Annotated in this window: 19 protein-coding genes; 11 read left to right on the top strand and 8 right to left on the bottom strand. The window is 65.6% G+C overall.

Annotated features, from left to right (window positions below; all coding sequences use genetic code 11):
- Positions 1-6: 6 nt before the first annotated feature.
- A complete protein-coding gene (locus tag ABWP92_RS06770; RefSeq protein WP_353234604.1) occupies positions 7-711 on the bottom strand; it encodes an SDR family oxidoreductase in 705 nt (234 codons plus the stop codon).
- Between the two features lie 190 nt (positions 712-901).
- Here ABWP92_RS06770 and ybiB point away from each other — a divergent pair, with 190 nt between their 5' ends.
- Together ybiB and cobA are read left to right on the top strand one after the other, a co-directional pair.
- Complete coding sequence (gene ybiB, locus ABWP92_RS06765) at positions 902-1,828, top strand: DNA-binding protein YbiB (protein WP_353234603.1); 927 nt, start codon at positions 902-904, stop codon at positions 1,826-1,828.
- A complete protein-coding gene (cobA, locus tag ABWP92_RS06760; RefSeq protein WP_353234602.1) occupies positions 1,825-2,637 on the top strand; it encodes a uroporphyrinogen-III C-methyltransferase in 813 nt (270 codons plus the stop codon). The genes ybiB and cobA overlap by 4 nt, the downstream gene beginning before the upstream one ends.
- Here the strand turns inward: cobA and ABWP92_RS06755 are convergent.
- Both ABWP92_RS06755 and ABWP92_RS06750 read right to left on the bottom strand, forming a co-directional pair.
- Positions 2,603-4,282: an alpha/beta hydrolase gene (locus ABWP92_RS06755; protein ID WP_353234601.1), complete on the bottom strand. Its 1,680-nt coding sequence runs from the start codon at positions 4,280-4,282 to the stop codon at positions 2,603-2,605. The genes cobA and ABWP92_RS06755 overlap by 35 nt on opposite strands.
- 137 nt (positions 4,283-4,419) lie before the next feature.
- Positions 4,420-4,899, bottom strand: a complete 480-nt coding sequence (locus ABWP92_RS06750) for an acyl-CoA thioesterase (RefSeq protein ID WP_353234600.1) — start codon at positions 4,897-4,899, stop codon at positions 4,420-4,422.
- A 176-nt stretch (positions 4,900-5,075) separates the two neighbouring features.
- Between ABWP92_RS06750 and ABWP92_RS06745 the strand changes: the two genes are divergently transcribed.
- Both ABWP92_RS06745 and ABWP92_RS06740 read left to right on the top strand, forming a co-directional pair.
- Complete coding sequence (locus ABWP92_RS06745; RefSeq protein ID WP_353234599.1) at positions 5,076-6,302, top strand: BaiN/RdsA family NAD(P)/FAD-dependent oxidoreductase; 1,227 nt, start codon at positions 5,076-5,078, stop codon at positions 6,300-6,302.
- Positions 6,303-6,383: 81 nt separating this feature from the next.
- On the top strand, positions 6,384-7,655 hold the full coding sequence (locus ABWP92_RS06740) for an MFS transporter (protein ID WP_353234598.1): 1,272 nt from the start codon (positions 6,384-6,386) through the stop codon (positions 7,653-7,655).
- Here the strand turns inward: ABWP92_RS06740 and gltS are convergent, their stop codons facing one another.
- Positions 7,656-8,885, bottom strand: coding sequence for a sodium/glutamate symporter (gene gltS, locus ABWP92_RS06735; RefSeq protein ID WP_353234597.1), 1,230 nt, complete (start codon positions 8,883-8,885; stop codon positions 7,656-7,658).
- A gap of 327 nt (positions 8,886-9,212) precedes the next feature.
- Here gltS and rpsU point away from each other — a divergent pair, with 327 nt between their 5' ends.
- The 3 genes from rpsU to ABWP92_RS06720 all read left to right on the top strand — a co-directional run bounded on the left by rpsU (position 9,213) and on the right by ABWP92_RS06720 (position 10,932).
- Positions 9,213-9,425, top strand: coding sequence for a 30S ribosomal protein S21 (rpsU, locus tag ABWP92_RS06730; RefSeq protein ID WP_007833691.1), 213 nt, complete (start codon positions 9,213-9,215; stop codon positions 9,423-9,425).
- Between the two features lie 120 nt (positions 9,426-9,545).
- A complete protein-coding gene (locus ABWP92_RS06725) occupies positions 9,546-9,992 on the top strand; it encodes a GatB/YqeY domain-containing protein (RefSeq protein WP_353234596.1) in 447 nt (148 codons plus the stop codon).
- Between the two features lie 31 nt (positions 9,993-10,023).
- Complete coding sequence (locus ABWP92_RS06720) at positions 10,024-10,932, top strand: EamA family transporter (RefSeq protein ID WP_353234595.1); 909 nt, start codon at positions 10,024-10,026, stop codon at positions 10,930-10,932.
- Between the two features lie 31 nt (positions 10,933-10,963).
- Here the strand turns inward: ABWP92_RS06720 and ABWP92_RS06715 are convergent, their stop codons facing one another.
- On the bottom strand, positions 10,964-11,881 hold the full coding sequence (locus ABWP92_RS06715) for a LysR substrate-binding domain-containing protein (protein WP_353234594.1): 918 nt from the start codon (positions 11,879-11,881) through the stop codon (positions 10,964-10,966).
- A 127-nt stretch (positions 11,882-12,008) separates the two neighbouring features.
- Between ABWP92_RS06715 and ABWP92_RS06710 the strand changes: the two genes are divergently transcribed.
- Entirely contained in the window at positions 12,009-13,115 is a 1,107-nt protein-coding gene (locus ABWP92_RS06710; protein ID WP_353234593.1) for a tartrate dehydrogenase, read from the top strand.
- A 96-nt stretch (positions 13,116-13,211) separates the two neighbouring features.
- The gene (locus ABWP92_RS06705; RefSeq protein WP_353234592.1) at positions 13,212-13,424 is read left to right on the top strand and encodes a TOBE domain-containing protein; all 213 of its coding nucleotides are present in this window, start codon (positions 13,212-13,214) and stop codon (positions 13,422-13,424) included.
- Between the two features lie 22 nt (positions 13,425-13,446).
- On the opposite strand, the gene tsaA is transcribed toward ABWP92_RS06705, so the two are convergent.
- Together tsaA and ABWP92_RS06695 are read right to left on the bottom strand one after the other, a co-directional pair.
- Positions 13,447-13,944 (bottom strand): tRNA (N6-threonylcarbamoyladenosine(37)-N6)-methyltransferase TrmO, encoded by a 498-nt coding sequence (gene tsaA / locus ABWP92_RS06700; RefSeq protein WP_353234591.1) that lies wholly within the window; start codon positions 13,942-13,944, stop codon positions 13,447-13,449.
- 39 nt (positions 13,945-13,983) lie between these two features.
- Complete coding sequence (locus ABWP92_RS06695; RefSeq protein ID WP_353234590.1) at positions 13,984-15,237, bottom strand: MbnH family di-heme enzyme; 1,254 nt, start codon at positions 15,235-15,237, stop codon at positions 13,984-13,986.
- 111 nt (positions 15,238-15,348) lie between these two features.
- On the opposite strand from ABWP92_RS06695, the gene ABWP92_RS06690 reads away from it, so the two are divergent.
- Complete coding sequence (locus ABWP92_RS06690; RefSeq protein WP_353234589.1) at positions 15,349-16,293, top strand: NHL repeat-containing protein; 945 nt, start codon at positions 15,349-15,351, stop codon at positions 16,291-16,293.
- A gap of 82 nt (positions 16,294-16,375) precedes the next feature.
- Here ABWP92_RS06690 and pmbA read toward each other — a convergent pair whose 3' ends face one another.
- On the bottom strand, positions 16,376-17,785 hold the full coding sequence (gene pmbA, locus ABWP92_RS06685) for a metalloprotease PmbA (protein ID WP_353234588.1): 1,410 nt from the start codon (positions 17,783-17,785) through the stop codon (positions 16,376-16,378).
- A gap of 81 nt (positions 17,786-17,866) precedes the next feature.
- Here pmbA and yjgA point away from each other — a divergent pair.
- Positions 17,867-18,459, top strand: a 593-nt coding sequence (yjgA, locus tag ABWP92_RS06680) for a ribosome biogenesis factor YjgA (RefSeq protein ID WP_353234587.1), incomplete at its 3' end; no start/stop codon positions are given.

Below are 18,459 nucleotides of genomic sequence, written 5' to 3'. Positions count from 1 at the left end.
CCGAGTTCAGACGCTGCGCATCAGCCCGCCATCCACGCGCAGGCTCTGGCCGGTGATGTATGCCGCGTCATCGGACGCAAGGAACGCAATCGCCCCCGCCACCTCGTCGGCCGTGCCGTAGCGCCGCATCGGCACGGCGGCGCGGCGTTCGTCCTTTTGCGGCAGGCTGTCGATCCAGCCGGGCAGCACATTGTTCATGCGCACGTTGTCCTGGGCATGGGCGTCGCAGAACAGCTTGGTGAACGCGGCCAGGCCCGAGCGCGCGACCGCCGAGGTCGGGAACAGATCCGAAGGCTCCGCCACCCAGGCGGTCGAAATATTGACGATCGAGCCGCGCCCCTGCGCGCGCATGATCGGAGCGACGATCCGGGTGGCGCGCACCACGTTCAGGAAATAGACGTTGAATCCTTTCACCCAATCCTCATCGGTAAGGTCGAGCAGCGGCCCCTTGGGGCCGTGGCCCGCGCCGTTGACCAGCACGTCGATCCGCCCCCAGCGCCGCATCACCCGGTCGACCAGTTCCTGGATGTCGCCCGCCTCCTGATTGGAGCCGGTCATCCCCACGCCGCCCAGTTCCGCCGCCAGCGCCTCGCCCTTGCCCGACGACGACAGAATGCCGATCCCGTAACCGTCCGCGCTCAAGCGGCGGGCCGCCGCGGCCCCCATTCCGCTGCCGCCCGCGATCACCACCGCAACGCGCTCGTTCATCATCTGTGTTTCTCCTTGACATACGTTATGGATTGCTCGCCCCAGACAAGCCACCCTCATCCTAATGGCCCGGATGATCGATCTTCATCAAGCAATATGGTGCAAAAGCCTCACAACAGATATATATAACTCAAAGTTATCAAATATAAGCAACAATATGACCAATTAACTGAATATCAACCAGCCAATCCCCATGGGCATCAGCCACTACATCAAGGAAATCGGCCGCGGCGCGCGCGGCGCCAAGGCATTGGAGCGCGCGCAGGCAGCCGATCTGTTCGGACAGATTCTGGACTGCGGCGTCAGCGATCTGGAGACGGGCGCGTTCTGCATCGCCATGCGCATCAAGGGCGAGACGCTGGAGGAGATGAGCGGTTTTCTCGACGCCACGCACGCACGCATCGCCAGATTCCAGTCGGACGGCCCGCCCGTCGTCGTGCTGCCCAGCTACAACGGCGCACGCAAGCTGCCCGTTCTGACTCCGCTGCTGGCACTGCTGCTGGCGCGCGAAGGGCTTCCCGTCCTGTTGCATGGCATGCGCACCGAGGCGCGGCGGGTGCTGGCCAGCGACGTGCTGGCGGCGCTCGGCATTGCGCCCGCATCCGCGCCGCGCACCCTGGCCGCCGGCGAAGTGGCACACATCGAAACCCGGCACCTTCATCCCGGACTGGCCAGGCTGCTGGCCGTGCGCGAAGTGATCGGCCTGCGCAATCCCGCGCACAGCGTGGTCAAGCTCATCAATCCCGCCGGTCCGGACGCGCTGGTCATCAGCAGCTACACGCATCCCGAATACTTCGAGACGCTCGCCGCCACCTATGCCGCCCTCGGCATGAGCGGTCTTCTCTCGCGCGGCCTCGAAGGCGAGGTCGCATGCGATCCCCGCCGCTGGCCGCGCTATGACGGCTTCGTGCGCGGCTCGCATCAACTGCTGCAGGAGCAAGGCGCCGGCACGGTCCCCGAAGTGCCGGGCCTGCCCACGGAAATCGACATCACCACCACCGCGCGCTACACGCAACAGGTGCTGGACGGACGTTTGCCCGTGCCCGAGGCGCTCGCGGCCCAGGCCCGCTTCATCCTGCGGATCGCCCGGCAGGTCACCCCGGAGCCAGCGACACCATGAAATCGAATACCCAGAACCCACATCCAGCCACCGGCAGCTGCACCCTGGTCGGAGCCGGTCCCGGCGATCCGGAACTGCTCACGCTGAAAGCAGCCAAGGCCATCGCCCGGGCCACGGTGCTGCTCGTGGACGATCTGGTGAACCCCGCCATCCTGGAACACGCCTCGCCCCAGGCGCGCATCGTGCATGTGGGCAAGCGCGGCGGATGCAAGAGCACGCCGCAGGCCTTCATCGAAAAGCTCATGGTGTCCGAAACACTCGCGGGCGAGAACGTGGTGCGTCTCAAAGGCGGCGACCCGTTCATCTTCGGCCGCGGCGGCGAGGAAGTGCAGGCGCTGCGCAAGTCGGGCATCCAGGCCACGGTGATCAACGGGATCACCTCGGGCCTTGCCGGACTGACGGCGCTGAACGCGCCCCTCACGCACCGCGATCACGCGCACGGCGTGGTCTTCATCACCGGCCACGCCAAGCCCGGCGATGCGGGCGTCGACTGGCGCCAGCTCGCACGCACCGCCCGCGACGCGCGTCTCACGCTGGTGATCTACATGGGCATCAGCGGCTGCGCGCACATCCAGCAGGAACTGCTGCATGGACTGCCCGCGCACACGCCCGCCGTGGTGATCCAGAACGCAAGCCTGCCGCAGCAGCGCCATGCGGCCACGACGCTTGGCGGACTGCGCGAGGCGATCGACGAGCATCGGTTGGCGAGCCCGTCCGTCATCGTGATCGGCGACGTGGTGCGCGGCATCTCGGCGTTGCAATCGCAGGAAACGTTCAGGGAGCCCGCTTGCGCGCGACACGCTCCTTGAGCGCCTCGATCCGCTGCCCGTTCCACCACGGCGACGGCCCGGTGAGCGCGGCCCAGGCGTCCACATAGTGCTCGAACGCATAGACGTGCCCGAAGCCCTTGGGCGGAGACACCGCCACCATCAGATCGAAGCTCAGTTGCAGAAAGCTCACCACCGGAATCCACACCATGTCGGGTGAGACATCCGGGCCGAGCGGCGCCTGCATCCACTCCGGCCTGTGCCAGAGCGATCCGGGATCGAAGAACGTCACCGCGTCGCTCGCATACTGCAGGAACACGATGCGATAGCCGCCCCATGGCGTATTCACATCATGCAGATGATTCTGCTGCGAGGTAAAACGCATCACCGCGCCATCGTCCACGCGCGGCAGCCATGCGGGCGTGCCCGCGTCGCGCGCCTTCGTCGCCTTGCGCCAGGTGGGCGTGTTGAAAGGCGGGCCGGACCAGAGGGCGCCCTGGTAGGGATCGCTGATCACCTGCGCGAGGTCGTGGCTCAGGTCGGAGTTGAGCGCGCCCAGGCTCAGTCCGTGCAGATAAAGGCGCGGCCTGGCGTCGCGCGGCAGGCTGCGCCAGTGGCCATAGACCGCCGCGAAAACCGCGCGCGCAGTTTCCACGCCATAGTCGGGCTGCGTCAACAGCGCAAGCCAGCTGGCAAAGTACGAGTACTGCACCGATACGGTGGCCACATCGCCCAGCAGCAGGTATTCGAGCGCATGCTGGCTCTCCTCGTCCACCCAGCCCGTACCGGTAGGCGTGGCGATGACCAGGTTGGCACGCTCGAACGCGCCGATGCGCTTGAGCTCGGCGAGCGCCAATTGCGCGCGCGCCTGCGGCGTGTCCGCGCTGCCCAGGCCCACATAGACGCGCAGCGGCTCGCGGGCCTCATGGCCGGTGACCGATTCGATCTGCGCGCGATCCGGACCGTCGGCGATCATCCGCCGGCCCTGCCGGCCCAGCGTCTGCCAGCGCAGCAGCGAACCGGGGCCGCCTGTCTGGAGCGTGTTCCGTGGAGGCGGCAGATCCTCTTCCATACGGGCGTCGAGCTCGCTGTACATGCTGTCGAACATGCGCAGCCCGGCCCTCACCAGCACGCCGTTCCCGAGCATCCAGAAAACCAGCACCGCGATCAGGGAAGCCAGCACAGCCGCCGTGGGCGCCGGGATGCGGCGCTTGAGCCGGTGCGACAACGCATGCCTCAAACGCTGGAACAGCCGCGCCAGCATCAGCAGCAGGCCAAAGACCACAAGCGCCACGACGAAAATCGTCAGCAGCCCCGCGCTGTCGATGGGCGGCATGTGCATCAGCGCGCGCAGCCGGTTCTGCCACGTTCCCGCCCACCACAACGCACCCGCGATGGCAACCGCGCAGCAAGGCAGCATCGCGGTAAGCGCCAGCCTCAGCGAGCGGCCCTGGATCTGCGGCCATCCCAGCGTGCGCCAGATCCAGCGCAGCAGCACGCCAAGCGCATATCCCGCCGCAAAACACAGGCCGCTGAGCGCCCCTTGCATCATGGGAGAACGCGGCACCAGCGTGGGCGTGAGCGATGCGGCCACGCACAAGGTGCCTAGAAACAATCCGGTGCCGCACAGCGAATCGTAGAAGACGGCAAGCAATGCGTCGCGTTTCGATGGCTTGGGATCAGACATTTGCAAAATGCTAAGCGCTCCCGTGGAGATTTCGATGTCAGCCGCTGCCCCATGCTCGCACGCACCAGCCCGCATTCACGATCCAGTCCTGGCGAATTTATTCAATTGCGCCGGATTCCGCAATCATCCGGGCCCGCTCAGCCTTTGCTTGCCTGCTCGAAGCGGGCTGCGAATTCACTGCGCAGTTGCTTGCGGATCTGCGCTGCGGACCAGCGGCGCTTTTCGTCGGGCGTGCTGGGCGAGAGCTGCGGCACCCTGGTGGGCTTGCGGTCCTCGTCCACCGCAACCATGGTGAAAAAGCAACTGTTCACATGCCGCACGACCTGCGAGCGGATGTCTTCCGCCACCACCTTCACGCCGATCTCCATCGAGGAGTTGCCGGTGTAGTTCACGCTGGCGAGAAAGGTGACCAGCTCACCGACATGGATGGGCTGCAGGAACATCACCTGATCGACGCTCAGCGTCACCACGTAGGACGAGGAAAAGCGCGCCGCGCAGGCATAGGCCACCTGATCGAGCAGCTTGAGCACGGCGCCGCCATGCACGTTGCCGGAGAAATTGGCCATGTCGGGCGACATCAGCACCGTCATGCTGAGCTGGTGGGCGGGAAGGTCCATGGGATGTGGGTCGATGGTTTATTAATCTGCGTCAAGCATACAACGCCATGGGCCGCATGCGCGCGCCCCGCCCGCCGGGAAACACCGCACGGCTGCCGCCTGCCCGCCAAGCTGAGACAATCGCGGGTTTGCCGCTTTCGCTATCGGCGACCCGCAATGGTCGTCCCCTATCCGCCGTGACCCATTCCTTCTACGACGCCATCATCATCGGAGCCGGCGCCGCCGGCCTGTTCTGCGCAGCGCGGGCCGGCCAGCGCGGCCTGAAAGTCCTGCTCGTCGATCATTCCGACAAGGTGGCCGAGAAAATCCGCATCTCGGGCGGTGGCCGCTGCAACTTCACCAACCGCGATCTGGACGTGCGCGCGCCGCACAGGCATTTCGTCGGACAGAACCCGCAGTTCTGCCGCTCCGCCCTGTCCAGGTTCACGCCCGGCGATTTCATCGCGCTCGTCGAAAGGCATGGCATCGCCTATCACGAGAAACACAAGGGCCAGTTGTTCGCCGACCACTCCGCTGAAGACATCATCGGCATGCTGCGCAGCGAGTGCGCCGATGGCCAGGTGGACCACTGGCAGCCGTGCCCGGTCACGCGCATCGCGGCAGTCGATGACGCTGTGGCCCGCTTCGAGGTCGAAACCGGCAAGGGCACGGTGGCCGCGCGCAGCCTGGTGATCGCAACCGGCGGCCTGTCCATCCCCAAGATCGGAGCCACGGATTTCGGCTACCGCATCGCCTCGCAGTTCGGCGTACCGCTGATCGATCGCAGGCCCGGCCTGGTGCCGCTGACCTTCGACGGCGCGGCATGGGAGCCTTATGCGCAGCTTGCCGGCCTTGCCCTTGCGGTGGAGATCAGCACGGGCGGCAAAAAGGAGCGCATGGCGTTCATGGAGGATCTGCTGTTCACCCACCGCGGCCTCTCCGGCCCGGCGGTGCTGCAGATCTCCAGCTACTGGCAGCCCGGCACGCCGATCGCCATCGACCTGGCTCCGGCCGAGGATCTGGCGGCGCAGTTGCTGGACGCCAAAGCGCGCTCCAGGAAGCTGATCGCCAACGAGCTTGCAGGCAAGGTCCCGGCGCGGCTCGCCGATGCATGGGTGCAGCAGGACGGTGATTGGCAACGCCCCATCAACGAAGCAGCCGACAAGGCGCTGCTCAGACTGGCCCAAAGGCTCTCGCGCTGGGAGCTGACTCCCACGGGAACCGAAGGCTACAGGAAAGCCGAGGTGACGCTCGGCGGCGTGGACACCAAGGCGCTGTCGCAGCAGACCATGGAGGCCCGATCGCAGCCCGGCCTCTATTTCATCGGCGAGGTCGTCGACATCACCGGCTGGCTGGGCGGCTACAACTTCCAGTGGGCCTGGGCGAGCGCAAACGCCTGCGCGCAGGCTTTGCCACCGCAATAGCCGATCCGCGCTCCAGGCAGCCTGGGCGCATATCGCCAGGCGGAAAACCGGGCCCCATGAAGCTGGCAAGATAGCGCATCCATGCAAGACAAGCACTCCGCAGCCGCGCCCCCATTCCATGGCCATGCCGTGGTGCGCGCCGCATTCATCTGCGCCGTGCTGGGCTGGGGCATGGGCTTTTACGGGCCCCCGATCTTTCTCTTCGCTGTGGCGTCCACCACGCAATGGCCGGTTCCGCTGGTTTCAGCGGCGGTGACGACGCACTTTCTTTTCGGCGCCATCGTGGTCACCTTCCTGCCACGCCTGCATGCGCGCCATGGCGTGCCGCGCATCACGCTGGCGGGAGCGTTCACGCTGGCGGCCGGAGTGCTCGGCTGGGCAACGGCGCGCCAGCACTGGCAACTGTTTCTGGCGGCGCTGCTCAGCGGCGCCGGCTGGGTGGCGATGGGCGCAGCCGGCATCAACGCCATCATCACGCCCTGGTTCATCCGCAACCGTCCTGCCGCGCTGTCCAAGGCCTACAACGGCGCAAGCGTGGGCGGCATGGTGTTCGCGCCATTGTGGAGCCTGTTGATCGCGCGGTTCGGCTTTCAGGCGGCGGCCTGGATCGTCTGCCTCTGCATGCTCGCCACGATGGCCTGGCTGACGCGGCGCGTGTTCCGCCAGACACCCGCCGGGCTGGGACAGATGCCGGACGGCGACGCACCCCCGCCGCCGCCGGACAAGGCCACAGCATTGCCGGCCAGCGGCGCCGCGGCGGGTTGGCCCGCGCTTGCCGGACGCAAGCTGTGGCGCAACCGCCGCTTTCAGACACTGGCCGCCGCCATGTCGCTTTCCTTGTTTGCTCAAAGCGGGGTGATATCGCACCTGTATTCCGTTCTCGCCCCGCAGATCGGCACGCAGGGCGCCGGCTGGAGCATGACGCTGCTGACCACCTGCGCGATGCTGGGCCGCACGCTCTTCGCCTGGGCGCTCGCGGCGACCAGCGACCGGCGCCTGCTGAACTGCGCCAGCTACGCCATGCAGATCTGCGGGTCCCTGCTGATGCTGGCGGGCAACGGGCCGGGCGTTCAGTTGTGGTGCGGCCTGATCCTGTTCGGAGCGGGGATCGGCAACACCATTTCGCTGCCGCCGCTGATTGCGCAATCCGACTTCGCCCCCGCCGACGTGGCGCGCGTGACGGCGCTCATCATCGCCATCTCGCAGGCGCTGTATTCCTTTGCTCCGCTGTCCTTTTCCCTGCTCCTGAAGATTCCGCCCGGCAGCGCCTGGCTGTTTGCTGCGGCGGCGATCCTGCAGGCGCTGGCCGTGCTGGTCCTCTGGGCCGGCCGCGCAAAGCGGCGGGACGGATGATCAGCGCAGCATCGTCTGGATCACGAGCGCGTTCACGACATCGATGAAGAAGCCGCACACCAGCGGCACGATGATGAACGCGCGATGCGCCGCGCCGTGCTGCTGCGTCACCGCCGTCATGTTGGCGATGGCGGTCGCCGTGGATCCCAGCGCAATCCCGCCGAAGCCTGCCGAGATCACCGCCGCCTCGTAGTCCCGGCCCGAGAAGCGGAACACCACCCAGATGCTGTAGGCCACCGCCATCAGGATCTGCAGCGACAGCACGGTGAAGATGAACGCCAGCGCGCCATGAAGCACCCACAGCTGCAGCCCCATCAGCGCCATGGTCAGGAACATGCTCAGGCACAGGTCCGATATGAGCGCCAGCCCCGGAGCCATGTCGCGCCAGTGGCGCGCCGCCGCGCCGTCGCCGCCGCGCGTGAGCAGCCACAGTCCCACCGTGTTGCGCAGGAAGATCCCGGCGACCAGGCAGCCCACGAAATCGGGCAGATGCAGGCCCGCCCGGTGGAACAGCGGCGTGAACACCTCGCCCAGGATCAACGCCACGTTGAGCCACATCCAGGCGGTAAGCACGCCAAAATAATCCAGCCGCGCATGCTCCGCCTCCTTGGCCATTCCCACATCCAGCGGCGTGGCCTGGTCTCCGCGCACGCCGTGGCGCTTCATGAGGAAGCTGGCGATCGGGCCGCCCACCACGCAGGCGGAGATCAGTCCCACCATGTTGCTGGCCATTCCCAGTTCCATGGCGCTGTCGATGCCCAGCCGGTCCACGAACGTCGGCGCCCAGGCCAGCGTGGTGCCGACGCCGCCGGTCAGAGAGACGGAGCCGGTCATCAGCCCCGCGCGCGGATCCATGCCGAACAGCCCTGCAACGCTCATGCCCAACACGTTCTGCAGCACGATGTAGACGGCGGAGAGAGCCAGCAGGATGACCAGAGGCCTGCCGCCCTTGATGAGCGTCTGGATATCCGCATTCAGCCCGATGCCTGCAAAAAAGTAGAGCAGCAGAACGTCGCGGAACGGCAGCCTGAACTCGATACGGATTCCCAGCGCGAAATAGGCCACCCCGACCGCCAGGGCGCACAGAAAGCCGCCCACCACCGGCTCCGGAATGCTGTAGCGCCGCAGGATCGGGAAATGCGAGCCGAGCCATCGCCCCACGAAGAACAGCACGATGGCCAGGGTGAAGCTCTGCAAGGCAGGCACAATCCATTGTTCGGGCAGGGTCATGGCGAAAGATCCGCTATAGGTTGTGTAGTGACTGGATACGCTTTCCGTCAGCCTTCGGAGCCAAGAATAAAGAAAAATCCGCGCTTCTTCATGGGTGGTTTGCCCGACAGCCGCCAGCGCGGGCGGGATTGCGGACCGTGCCGCACGCGCCAGCCGGCCGCCCCTCTTGCCAAGCTGCTTTCAGCCGCTATAATATCGGGCTTTGCTGGCAATAGCTTCGCCGGCCAATACTAGTTTTACTAGGCGAAGCAACACCGCCGTTGCATGGCTTTTGGGCCCGATCTTCCCGAAAACCCTCTCGCGGCAAAAATTGGAAAACATTAGCTAATGACCACCATCCGCGTAAAAGAAAACGAACCCTTCGACGTTGCCCTGCGCCGCTTCAAGCGCACCATCGAAAAGCTGGGCCTGCTGACGGACCTGCGCGCACGCGAGTTCTACGAAAAGCCCACCGCCGAGCGCAAGCGCAAGAAGGCTGCCGCCGTCAAGCGCCACTACAAGCGCGTTCGCAGCATGCAACTGCCCAAGAAGCTGTACTGATCCGGCCTGCATCGGCCAGTCATTCAGGCGGGTTCATCAACACGCCAAAAGCCGCGCTAGGGACGCCAAGCGCGGCTTTTTCATTTCTGCATTTCTTCACCTCTCACTGGAGTTGACACCATGAGCCTCAAGGAAAAAATCACCGAAGACATGAAGTCGGCCATGCGCGCCAAGGAAAAGCAGCGGCTGGACACCATCCGGCTGCTGTTGGCCGCAATGAAGCAAAAGGAAGTGGATGAGCGCGTCGAACTCGACGACACGGCCATCGTCGCCATCATCGACAAGCTCATCAAGCAGCGCAAGGACAGCATCACCCAGTACGAAGCGGGCGGCCGCCAGGATCTGGCCGACATCGAAAAGGCCGAGATGGCCGTGCTGCAGGTCTATCTGCCCGAACGCATGTCCGCCGAGGAAGTCGCCGCCACCGTCAGGACCATCGTGGCGGAACTGGGCGCATCCGGCCCGGGCGACATGGGCAAGGTCATGGGCGCTGCCAAGACCCGGCTTGCGGGCAAGGCTGACATGGGCCAGGTGTCGGCCGCGGTGAAGGCCGCGCTCGCGGGCTGAAGCGCCCCCAGCCCCAAGCCTCCAGGTCCACATGCACACCTCTCTCGCACAGCGGCTGCTGCCGTCGCTGGCCGTGCTCGGCTCGGTCACGTCGCTTTGTATCGGCACGAGCTTTGCCAAGCACCTGTTCCCGGTCGTCGGAGCGCAGGGAACGACGGCGTTGCGCGTAGGTTTTTCCGCGCTCCTGCTGCTGGCGATCTGGCGGCCCTGGCGGTTCGGCCCCACCAGGGCCAACCTGATGCAGGTCGCCGTATTTGGCGCCGTGCTGGGCCTGATGAACCTGCTGTTCTACATGGCGATCAAGCGGCTGCCGTTCGGCGTCACCGTGGCCATCGAGTTCATCGGCCCGCTGTCGGTTGCCGTGTGGACGTCCCGCCGCGCACTCGATCTGGTGTGGCTCGCGCTCGCTGCCACCGGACTTTTCCTGCTGCTGATACTGCCGCTTCTGGGCAGCAGCATCGGCGCGCTCGACCCGGTGGGGCTGGCCTACGCCATTGCCGCCGCCGTCTGCTGGGGCGGGTACATCGTGCTGGGCAAGCGGACGGGCCATCTGCATGGCGGCATGGTGGTGTCGCTGGCGCTGCTGTCCGCCTCCGTGGTGGTGGTGCCGTTCGGCGTGGCCGAGGCGGGGGCGAAGCTGCTCACTCCGTCGCTGCTGCTCTATGGCCTGGCCGTGGCCGCGGTGTCGAGCGCCATCCCGTACTCGCTTGAAATGTTCGCGCTCAAGCAGCTGTCCCATGGCGCGTTTTCCACCATGCTCGCCACCGAGCCCGCCGTCGCGGCGCTTGCCGGCCTGCTGCTGCTCGGTGAACACCTCAGCGCGATCCAATGGGCGGCGATCGGCATCATCATGATTGCATCGATGGGCAGCGCGCTCACGACCCGGCCCCAGGCGCCCGCCCCGGCCAATCCCGCCGCGAACCCGGCTTCTGCGTGCTGACTCGTTGAATCCGCGCGGGCCGCGGCGCCGCTCAGCCCGGCGTCCGCCCGGCCCATTCCCTGCGGAAATACTCCTGCAGGAATTCGACGCACACGCGCACTTTCGCCGATAGCTGCAGGCGTGTCGGATACACCGCCCACACGTTGGCATCCTGGCGCCACTCCGGCAACACCTGCACCAGCCGCCCCGCGCGCAGATGCCCGCCCACATCCCAGAGCGAGCGCAGCGCAATGCCGCGCCCATCCAGCGCCCATTGCACAACAATTTCACCATGGTTGGCGGACAGCGGTCCCGTCACCTTCACCGTCTCGTCGCTGGCGCCCGAGCGCAGCTTCCATACGCCGAAGGGATGGTCGCGCTCCTTGATGACGAGGCAGTCGTGCGCCGCCAGATCGCTGACCGCCCGCGGCGCACCACGGCGCTCCAGATACGCGGGCGCGGCGCACAGCACGCGGTGGTTGTCGGCAAGACGCCGCGCTATCAGATGCGGGGCGATGTCGTCCCCCACCCGCACGTCGAGGTCGAAGCCCTCGCCCGCCACGTCGATCAGCCGGTCGAACACTTCCAGCCGCACCTGCAATGCCGGGAACTTCTCCACCAGCTCGGACATGGCGGGCGCGACCACGTTGCGCCCGAAGCCGAAGCTGCAGCTCACCCGCAACAGACCGCGCGGCTGGCGGCGCGTGACGGCCACCTCCTGCAGCAGATGGTCCATGTCGTCCAGGATGCGCTGCGCCCAATGGAACACGCGCTCGCCCTCTTCCGTCACCGCCACGCGCCGCGTGGTGCGATGCAGCAGCTTCGTCGCAAGCGACTCCTCCAGCAGCCGGATGCGCTTGCTCACATAGGCGGGCGACGCACCGAGCTCTTCCGCCGCCACGGAAAAACCCGCCTTGCGCACCACGGTCACGAAAACACGCAGGTCGTCGGGATCAGGAAGATTATTCACAGGATGGAAAAAATAAGACTCCAATTCTGGTATTTTATTCATTCCGTTTTTATTGGACACTCAAGACACCCTTCAAGAGGCTGCACTGCCCTTGCCTTTTCGAGCAACCCATCAGCGTTTCATCACCATGAACACACTCAACACGTCTACTCGCCCCGCCCGCATCGCCGTCATTGCCGGCGACGGCATTGGCCGCGAAGTCATGCCCGAAGGCTTGCGCGTGGTCGAAGCAGCGGCGCAAAAATTCAATCTGCCGCTCGAAATCGAGCACTTCGACTGGGCGCACTGCGAGTACTACGCCCGACACGGCCAGATGATGCCCGACGACTGGAAAGCGCAGCTGGAAGGCTTTGACGCCATCTTCTTCGGCGCCGTGGGCTGGCCCGCGACCGTGCCGGACCACATTTCGCTGTGGGGTTCGCTGCTGAAGTTCCGCCGCGAATTCGACCAATACATCAACCTGCGTCCCGTGCGCCTGTTCGAGGGCGTGCCCTGCCCGCTGGCCAACCGCAAGCCCGGCGACATCGACTATTACGTGGTGCGCGAGAATACCGAGGGCGAATACACCTCGCTGGGCGGCATCATGTATGAAGGCACCGATCGCGAGATCGTGATCCAGGAGTCGGTGTACTCGCGCAAGGGCGCGCAGCGCCTGCTGAAGTTCGCGTTCGAGCTGGCCCGCAGCCGCAGCAGGAAGCACGTCACGCTCGCCACCAAAAGCAACGGCATCGCCATCAGCATGCCATGGTGGGACAAGCGCGCCGAAGAAGTCTCGAAAAGCTATCCGGACGTCACGCTGGACAAGCAGCACATCGACATCCTCACCGCGCGCTTCGTGCTGCAGCCGGACCGTTTCGACGTCGTCGCCGCCACCAACCTGTTCGGCGACATCCTCTCCGATCTCGGCCCCGCCACCACGGGCACCATCGGCCTGGCCCCGTCGGCCAACCTCAATCCCGAGCGCAGCTTCCCGTCGCTGTTCGAGCCGGTGCACGGCTCCGCGCCCGATATTTATGGCAGGAACATCGCCAACCCCATCGCCATGATCTGGTCCGGCGCCTTGATGCTGGACTTCCTCACGCACGGCGAAGGCGCGGGCCGGGCCGCGCACGACGCGATCCTGCAGGCGATCGAGGAGGTGATCAAGAGCGGCCCTCTGACGCCCGATCTCGGCGGCAAGGCCAACACCACGGAGCTTGGCCAGGCGATTGCGGCACGCATCGCGGCGCTGTGACACGCGCCGCGCGGAAAACCAATCCCACGCAGGCATGGTGACGATACTGCGCCATCGGGCCGCCGTCCGTTATCATTTTCCATTTTGGAGTCCAGCATGAAAATCAGCGCGCGCAACGTCCTCAGCGGCAAGATCGTCTCCATCGTCCGTGGCCCCGTGTCCACCGAAGTCACGCTGGAGATCGCCCCCGGCATCCAGATCACATCCTCGATCACGACCAACTCCGCCGAAGCGCTCAAGCTCAAGGAGGGCGGCAAGGCCTATGGCGTGATCAAGGCTTCTTCGGTGATGATCGGCGTGGACGACTGAGCCCCCACGTCCGGCGGCCGGATCACTTCATCCGGTCATCCGACAGCATGGACGGCAAGCGCTGCAGGCCTTGCCGGAACCAGCCGACGCGCCCGGTCTGGCGAACGTCCAGCGCGGGCACATAAGGCTTGATGTCGAGCACCGGCGTGCCATCGAGCATGTCGTTGCCGCAAAAGTGCAGAACGCAGTCCTCCACACGGACAAGGCGGATGATCGACAGCCCGATCCGGTTGGGCCTGGCGGGCGCGCGTGTCGCGAACACCCCATGGCTTTGCGTATCCATGAAGGGCACCACTTCCAGCTTTTCAGTCGCCTGGTGCAGATGCGTCAGCACGATCAGATATTCGAAGCCTTCGATGTCCCGCAGCCCCGCGGCGAATTCCGCGAAGACGCGGATACTGCCCTCAGCCCCGGGCGCGGCCACGGTCTGAATGGGCATGCCGCTCGTGGACACGAACGGGCTGCGGACCACGCCGATCGGACGCAGGGAAATGGCGGCGGTGGGGTCGGGAATCGTCATCGTGCGGTGGCGGTTGAGGGATGAAGCAAGGGCCGGCGCTCAATCAGCATCCGGCGCCGCGAATGCCGGATTCGTCACGAAGCCGGTGTCCGTCAACGTCTTGAGAAAGGCCAGCAGGTCGGCCTTGTCCTGGTCGCTCAGGCTGATCTGCGAGATACGGGGATCCTTGTAGGGATTGAGCCGTCCATCGCCCGCATACAGTCCATTGCCCACATTGCGCCCGCCATCGGCATAGAAGTCCAGAACGGCCTGCAGCGTGCCGATGCTGCCGTCGTGCATGTAGGGCGCGGTGAGCTCGATGTTGCGCAGGCTGGCGGCGCGGAACGCGCCCATGTCCTGAGCGATCCCGGTGATCTCGAACACGCCACGGTTCGGCTCGGGATATCCGCCCGTTCCATTCATGTTGAACAGGCCCGTGTTGTGAAACGCAGGCGCGGTCTGCAAATGGGCCGCCGTGCTGAACTGGTCGTTGAAGTTGGGGCTGCCGTGGCATTGCGAACATTTGGCCTGGTCGCCAAAAAAGAGACGCATGCCGCGCGCTTCCTGCTCCGTCAGGCTCTCCTGGCCCGCCGCCGAGCGGTCATAGCGGCTGTCCGCCGAGATCAGCGTGCGCTCGAATGCAGCGATGGCCTTGATGATGTTGTCCCAGTTCACCGGATCATCCTGCGCGGGAAAGGCGGACTTGAAAAGCCGTGGATAGCTGGCATCCGACGCCAGGCGCTCCAGCACTTCGGCGCGGTTGCCGTCGTTCACGCCCAACTCCACGGGATTGGTGCCAAAGAGCGGCGTGAGCATCTGGTGCTCCAGGGTGCGCTCGTTCGGGTTCGCCCAGGTCAGCGTCGTGTTCCAGGCCACGTTGGCAAGCGGTTGGGCATTGCGCGGATGCACCTCGCCGGTCGAGCCTCGCGCCAGCGCGCGGTTGTCGGTGAATGCGCTCTCCTGCGCATGGCAGCTGGCGCAGGACTGCGTGCCATTGCCCGACAGGCGCACATCATGGAAAAGCGAGCGGCCCAGTTGCACCTTGGCGGCGCTCATCGGGTTGTCGGCAGGCACAACGGGTTCGCTGAACCCCGTAGGCAGATCCCACCGCCATTCATTGGATTCCGGCGGCGCCGTCTCCTGCGGGGAGTCCACGCTCGCGGAGGACGAGCCACCGCCGCCGCCACAGGCCTGCAAGGCCAGCGCCGCCAGCAATGCGGCAACGGCCCAGCCGGCATGCGGGCGCCGGCGCGCGGCACCCGTCGTACCGGCCTGGCATTCAACGCAATTCTCGTTATCGATGGCATCAAGCATGGGGTAGCGGTGCGGTGGTGGGCAATAGGTTCATTGAATTTCGCTATTCCTAAATATAATAACGCTTCGCGCTTATGCCGTACCCATGAATCGATAACACACGAGGAGACTATGCAATTCATGCCCATTACATCGAGCGGCTCACGCCTGAAGTCCGGACTGCGCCGCATGCTGCTTGCCGGCATGGTTTCGGCCGCCGCCGTCCTCTCGGCCTGCGGCGGGGGCGACAGCGTGGATCGCGGACCCACCACGATCAACGTGTCGGCCGACCTGAACGGCCTGTATTGGGACAAGGCGGAAAGCCGCCTGTTCCTGAGCGACGACACCGCCAACAACATCCGCGCCTGGGACGGCGGCACGCGGTTCCCGCAATACGCCGCCCTGACCGAGGCCCCGCAAAGCGGAGCCACGCTGGGCCAGATCACGCGCACCTCCGACGGCACCCTGTACGTCACGCGCTTCGGGTTCGGAACGGACGGGGCCGTGGTGGCGGTGCCCAAAACGGGCAGCGCGTACAACCTGAGCGGCACGGACACGCTGCGCCGACGCATCGGCCTCACGACGACGCCCGATGGCGCGCTGCTCGACGGCTGGTTCATCAAGGGCGGCTCGGGCGCGGTCAGCGAATTGACGCTGAGCGGCTCCGCCGCCAGCGAGCATGAACTCATCACCGGACTGGGCAAGCCCGTCGGCCTTGCCGTGGTGGGGGACACCATCTATGTGAGCGACCAGAACTCGGGCAACGTGCTGTCCTATTCGCTGAGCAAGGTACGCGCCAATCCCGCAACGCTTGCGGACGGGAAGCTGATCGCGACATTCACCACGCTCGACGGCATCGACCTGATGGCCGCCGCCTCGGACGGCACGCTGTTCTTCGGCGGCTCGGGCGGCAAGCTGTTTCGCATCAGCCCCAAGGGCGAAACCAGCGTGATCGCCAGCGGCTGGCCCAAGATCAAGGGCGTGGCTTATGACGAGAACAACCGCAGGCTGTTCGCCGCCGTGGCGGCAGCCGACGCCAGCAGCGACGCGAGCATACGCATCGTTCCGGTGGATTGACGAGCGCGGCCCTCCATGAAGAAAGCCCGCCAGGCCGATGCAGGCCTTGCGGGCTTCTTGCCAATGCGGGACGCCGGCGCGCTCAGCTGCCGGCCACCTTCATCCTGTCGATCAGAATGGAGCCCACGGTCTTCGCGCCGTAGTTGTAGGCATCCGCGCCCACTGCCGCGATGCCCGCGAACATGTCCTTCAAATTGCCCGCGATGGTGATCTCCTGCACCGGGAAGGCAATCTGGCCGTTCTCGACCCAGAAGCCGCTCGCCCCACGCGAATAGTCGCCGGTGACGTAGTTCACGCCCTGCCCCATCAGCTCGATCACGAACAGTCCCGTGCCGAGTTTCTCGAGCATGGCGTCCAGGTCGTCTCCAGCCTGCGTCAGGCGCGAGGTCAGCGACAGGTTGTGGGAGCCGCCCGCGTTGCCGGTGGTTCGCATGCCCAGCTTGCGCGCCGAGTAGCTCGACAGGAAATAGCCTTCCACGCGGCCCGCATCCACCACCTTGCGGGCCTGCACGCGAACACCTTCATCGTCATAGGGCGAGCTGCCCTTGCCGCCGGGGATGAACGGGTCTTCGTCGACGTCGATGTGGGCGGGGAAGATGTCCTTGCCGAGCGAATCGACGAGAAAAGTGCTTTTGCGATACAGCGCGCCGCCGCTCACGGCCTGCACGAAGCCGCCCAGCAGCCCGGCCGCCAGCGGCGACTCGAACAGCACCGGACATTCGGTGGTGCGCACCTTGCGGCTGCCCAGGCGGCTCAGCGCCCGCTGCGCGGCATAGCGGCCGATGATGGCGGGCGACGCCAGATCGCCGGCGTTGCGCATGGAGCTGTACCACGCATCGCGCTGCATTTCCGCGTTCCTGCCGGGCAGCGATGCGATCGGCGCCACCGAGATGCTGTGGCGCGAGCTGGCATAGCCGCCGCGAAAGCCGCGAGTATGCGCACTGAAGAAATGGCTCTGCTGGGCGGAGACGCCCGCACCCTCGCTGTTGGTGATGCGCTTGCTGGTCGAGAACGCCGCCGCCTCGCACTCCAGGGCCAGGCGGGCGGCTTCTTCGCTGCTCACGTCCCAGGGGTGGAACAGCTGCAGGTCGCGGTGGGTGTTCTCGGGCGCAATATCCCGCGCATCCGGAAGGCCTGCGACCGGGTCTTCCGCAGTGAAGCGCGCAATATCGTAAGCTGCCTGCACCGTGCGTTCAACCGCCTGCGCGGAAAAATCCGAGGTACTGGCGTTGCCGCGGCGATGGCCGATATAGACGGTCACGCCCAACGACTTGTCACGGTTGCGCTCCACCGTCTCCAGTTCGCCTTTTCGCACGTTCACGCTCAGTCCGCACGCTTCCGAAGCATCGGCTCCAGCGTCCGTGGCGCCCAGCTTCCTGGCATGGGCCAGGGCCTGGTCCACCAGATCCGCAAAGAAGTCGCGGGTATAGCTGAATCCGCTTTCGGGCCGAGACCCTGCTGCGCTCTTGGCGTTGGAAGGTGTTTTTTTCATATCGGCGGCTATGATACTTGCCACTTTGAGCCCCTGCCCGGATCATGTCCGAATGCCTGGGGCCCGCTACAGATTACCGACATGTCACGCAAACCCAAAAAAGGCTATTTCGTTCGCGGTCATTTCGTTGCCGAAGGCAGCGAGCTCGACCTGCAGCTGAAAGCCGAACTCAAGGGAACCGAAGGTTCCACCAAGACCGAACTCAAGCGCGAGAGCGACGAGCTGCAGGAGCTGGGCGGCGAGCTGCTCACGCTGCGCGCCGACCTCTACAACCGCCTGCAATTGCCCGAGAAGCTGCAGGAGGCGATCGCAGAAGCCAGGCGCATCACCAATTTCGAGGGCAAGCGCCGCCAGATGCAATATGTCGGCAAACTCATGCGCAAGCTCGAGGAATCCGAAGTGCAGGCCGTGCGCGCCGCCCTGGACGAGCAGCGCAACGGCTCGGCCGCCGAAAAGCTGCAGCTGCATCTGGCCGAGCAATGGCGCGACCGGCTGATCGCCGACGATGATTCGCTTTCCGTGTGGCTCGAGCAGTTCCCGCGCACCGACATCCAGCAGCTGCGGGCGCTGATCCGCCAGGCGCGCAAGGATGCGCCAGCCGAGGACAAGGCCGCGCAATCGCAGGGCCTCGCCCCGCGCAAGGGCCGCGCCTATCGCGAGCTGTTCCAACTGGT

This window comes from Diaphorobacter ruginosibacter (assembly GCF_040396215.1).
Classification (GTDB): domain Bacteria; phylum Pseudomonadota; class Gammaproteobacteria; order Burkholderiales; family Burkholderiaceae_C; genus Diaphorobacter_A; species Diaphorobacter_A ruginosibacter_A.
Note: the sequence above shows the minus strand (reverse complement) of the source record. Positions and strands in the feature narration are given on the sequence as shown.

Bases quoted from the DNA above. Each gene is read 5' to 3' on its own strand.
- ABWP92_RS06770 (WP_353234604.1), bottom strand. From the start codon at position 711: ATGATGAACGAGCGCGTTGCGGTGGTGATCGCGGGCGGCAGCGGAATG.
- ybiB (WP_353234603.1), top strand. From the start codon at position 902: ATGGGCATCAGCCACTACATCAAGGAAATCGGCCGCGGCGCGCGCGGC.
- cobA (WP_353234602.1), top strand. From the start codon at position 1,825: ATGAAATCGAATACCCAGAACCCACATCCAGCCACCGGCAGCTGCACC.
- ABWP92_RS06755 (WP_353234601.1), bottom strand. From the start codon at position 4,282: ATGTCTGATCCCAAGCCATCGAAACGCGACGCATTGCTTGCCGTCTTC.
- ABWP92_RS06750 (WP_353234600.1), bottom strand. From the start codon at position 4,899: ATGGACCTTCCCGCCCACCAGCTCAGCATGACGGTGCTGATGTCGCCC.
- ABWP92_RS06740 (WP_353234598.1), top strand. From the start codon at position 6,384: ATGCAAGACAAGCACTCCGCAGCCGCGCCCCCATTCCATGGCCATGCC.
- gltS (WP_353234597.1), bottom strand. From the start codon at position 8,885: ATGACCCTGCCCGAACAATGGATTGTGCCTGCCTTGCAGAGCTTCACC.
- rpsU (WP_007833691.1), top strand. From the start codon at position 9,213: ATGACCACCATCCGCGTAAAAGAAAACGAACCCTTCGACGTTGCCCTG.
- ABWP92_RS06725 (WP_353234596.1), top strand. From the start codon at position 9,546: ATGAGCCTCAAGGAAAAAATCACCGAAGACATGAAGTCGGCCATGCGC.
- ABWP92_RS06720 (WP_353234595.1), top strand. From the start codon at position 10,024: ATGCACACCTCTCTCGCACAGCGGCTGCTGCCGTCGCTGGCCGTGCTC.
- ABWP92_RS06710 (WP_353234593.1), top strand. From the start codon at position 12,009: ATGAACACACTCAACACGTCTACTCGCCCCGCCCGCATCGCCGTCATT.
- ABWP92_RS06705 (WP_353234592.1), top strand. From the start codon at position 13,212: ATGAAAATCAGCGCGCGCAACGTCCTCAGCGGCAAGATCGTCTCCATC.
- tsaA (WP_353234591.1), bottom strand. From the start codon at position 13,944: ATGACGATTCCCGACCCCACCGCCGCCATTTCCCTGCGTCCGATCGGC.
- ABWP92_RS06695 (WP_353234590.1), bottom strand. From the start codon at position 15,237: ATGCTTGATGCCATCGATAACGAGAATTGCGTTGAATGCCAGGCCGGT.
- ABWP92_RS06690 (WP_353234589.1), top strand. From the start codon at position 15,349: ATGCAATTCATGCCCATTACATCGAGCGGCTCACGCCTGAAGTCCGGA.
- pmbA (WP_353234588.1), bottom strand. From the start codon at position 17,785: ATGAAAAAAACACCTTCCAACGCCAAGAGCGCAGCAGGGTCTCGGCCC.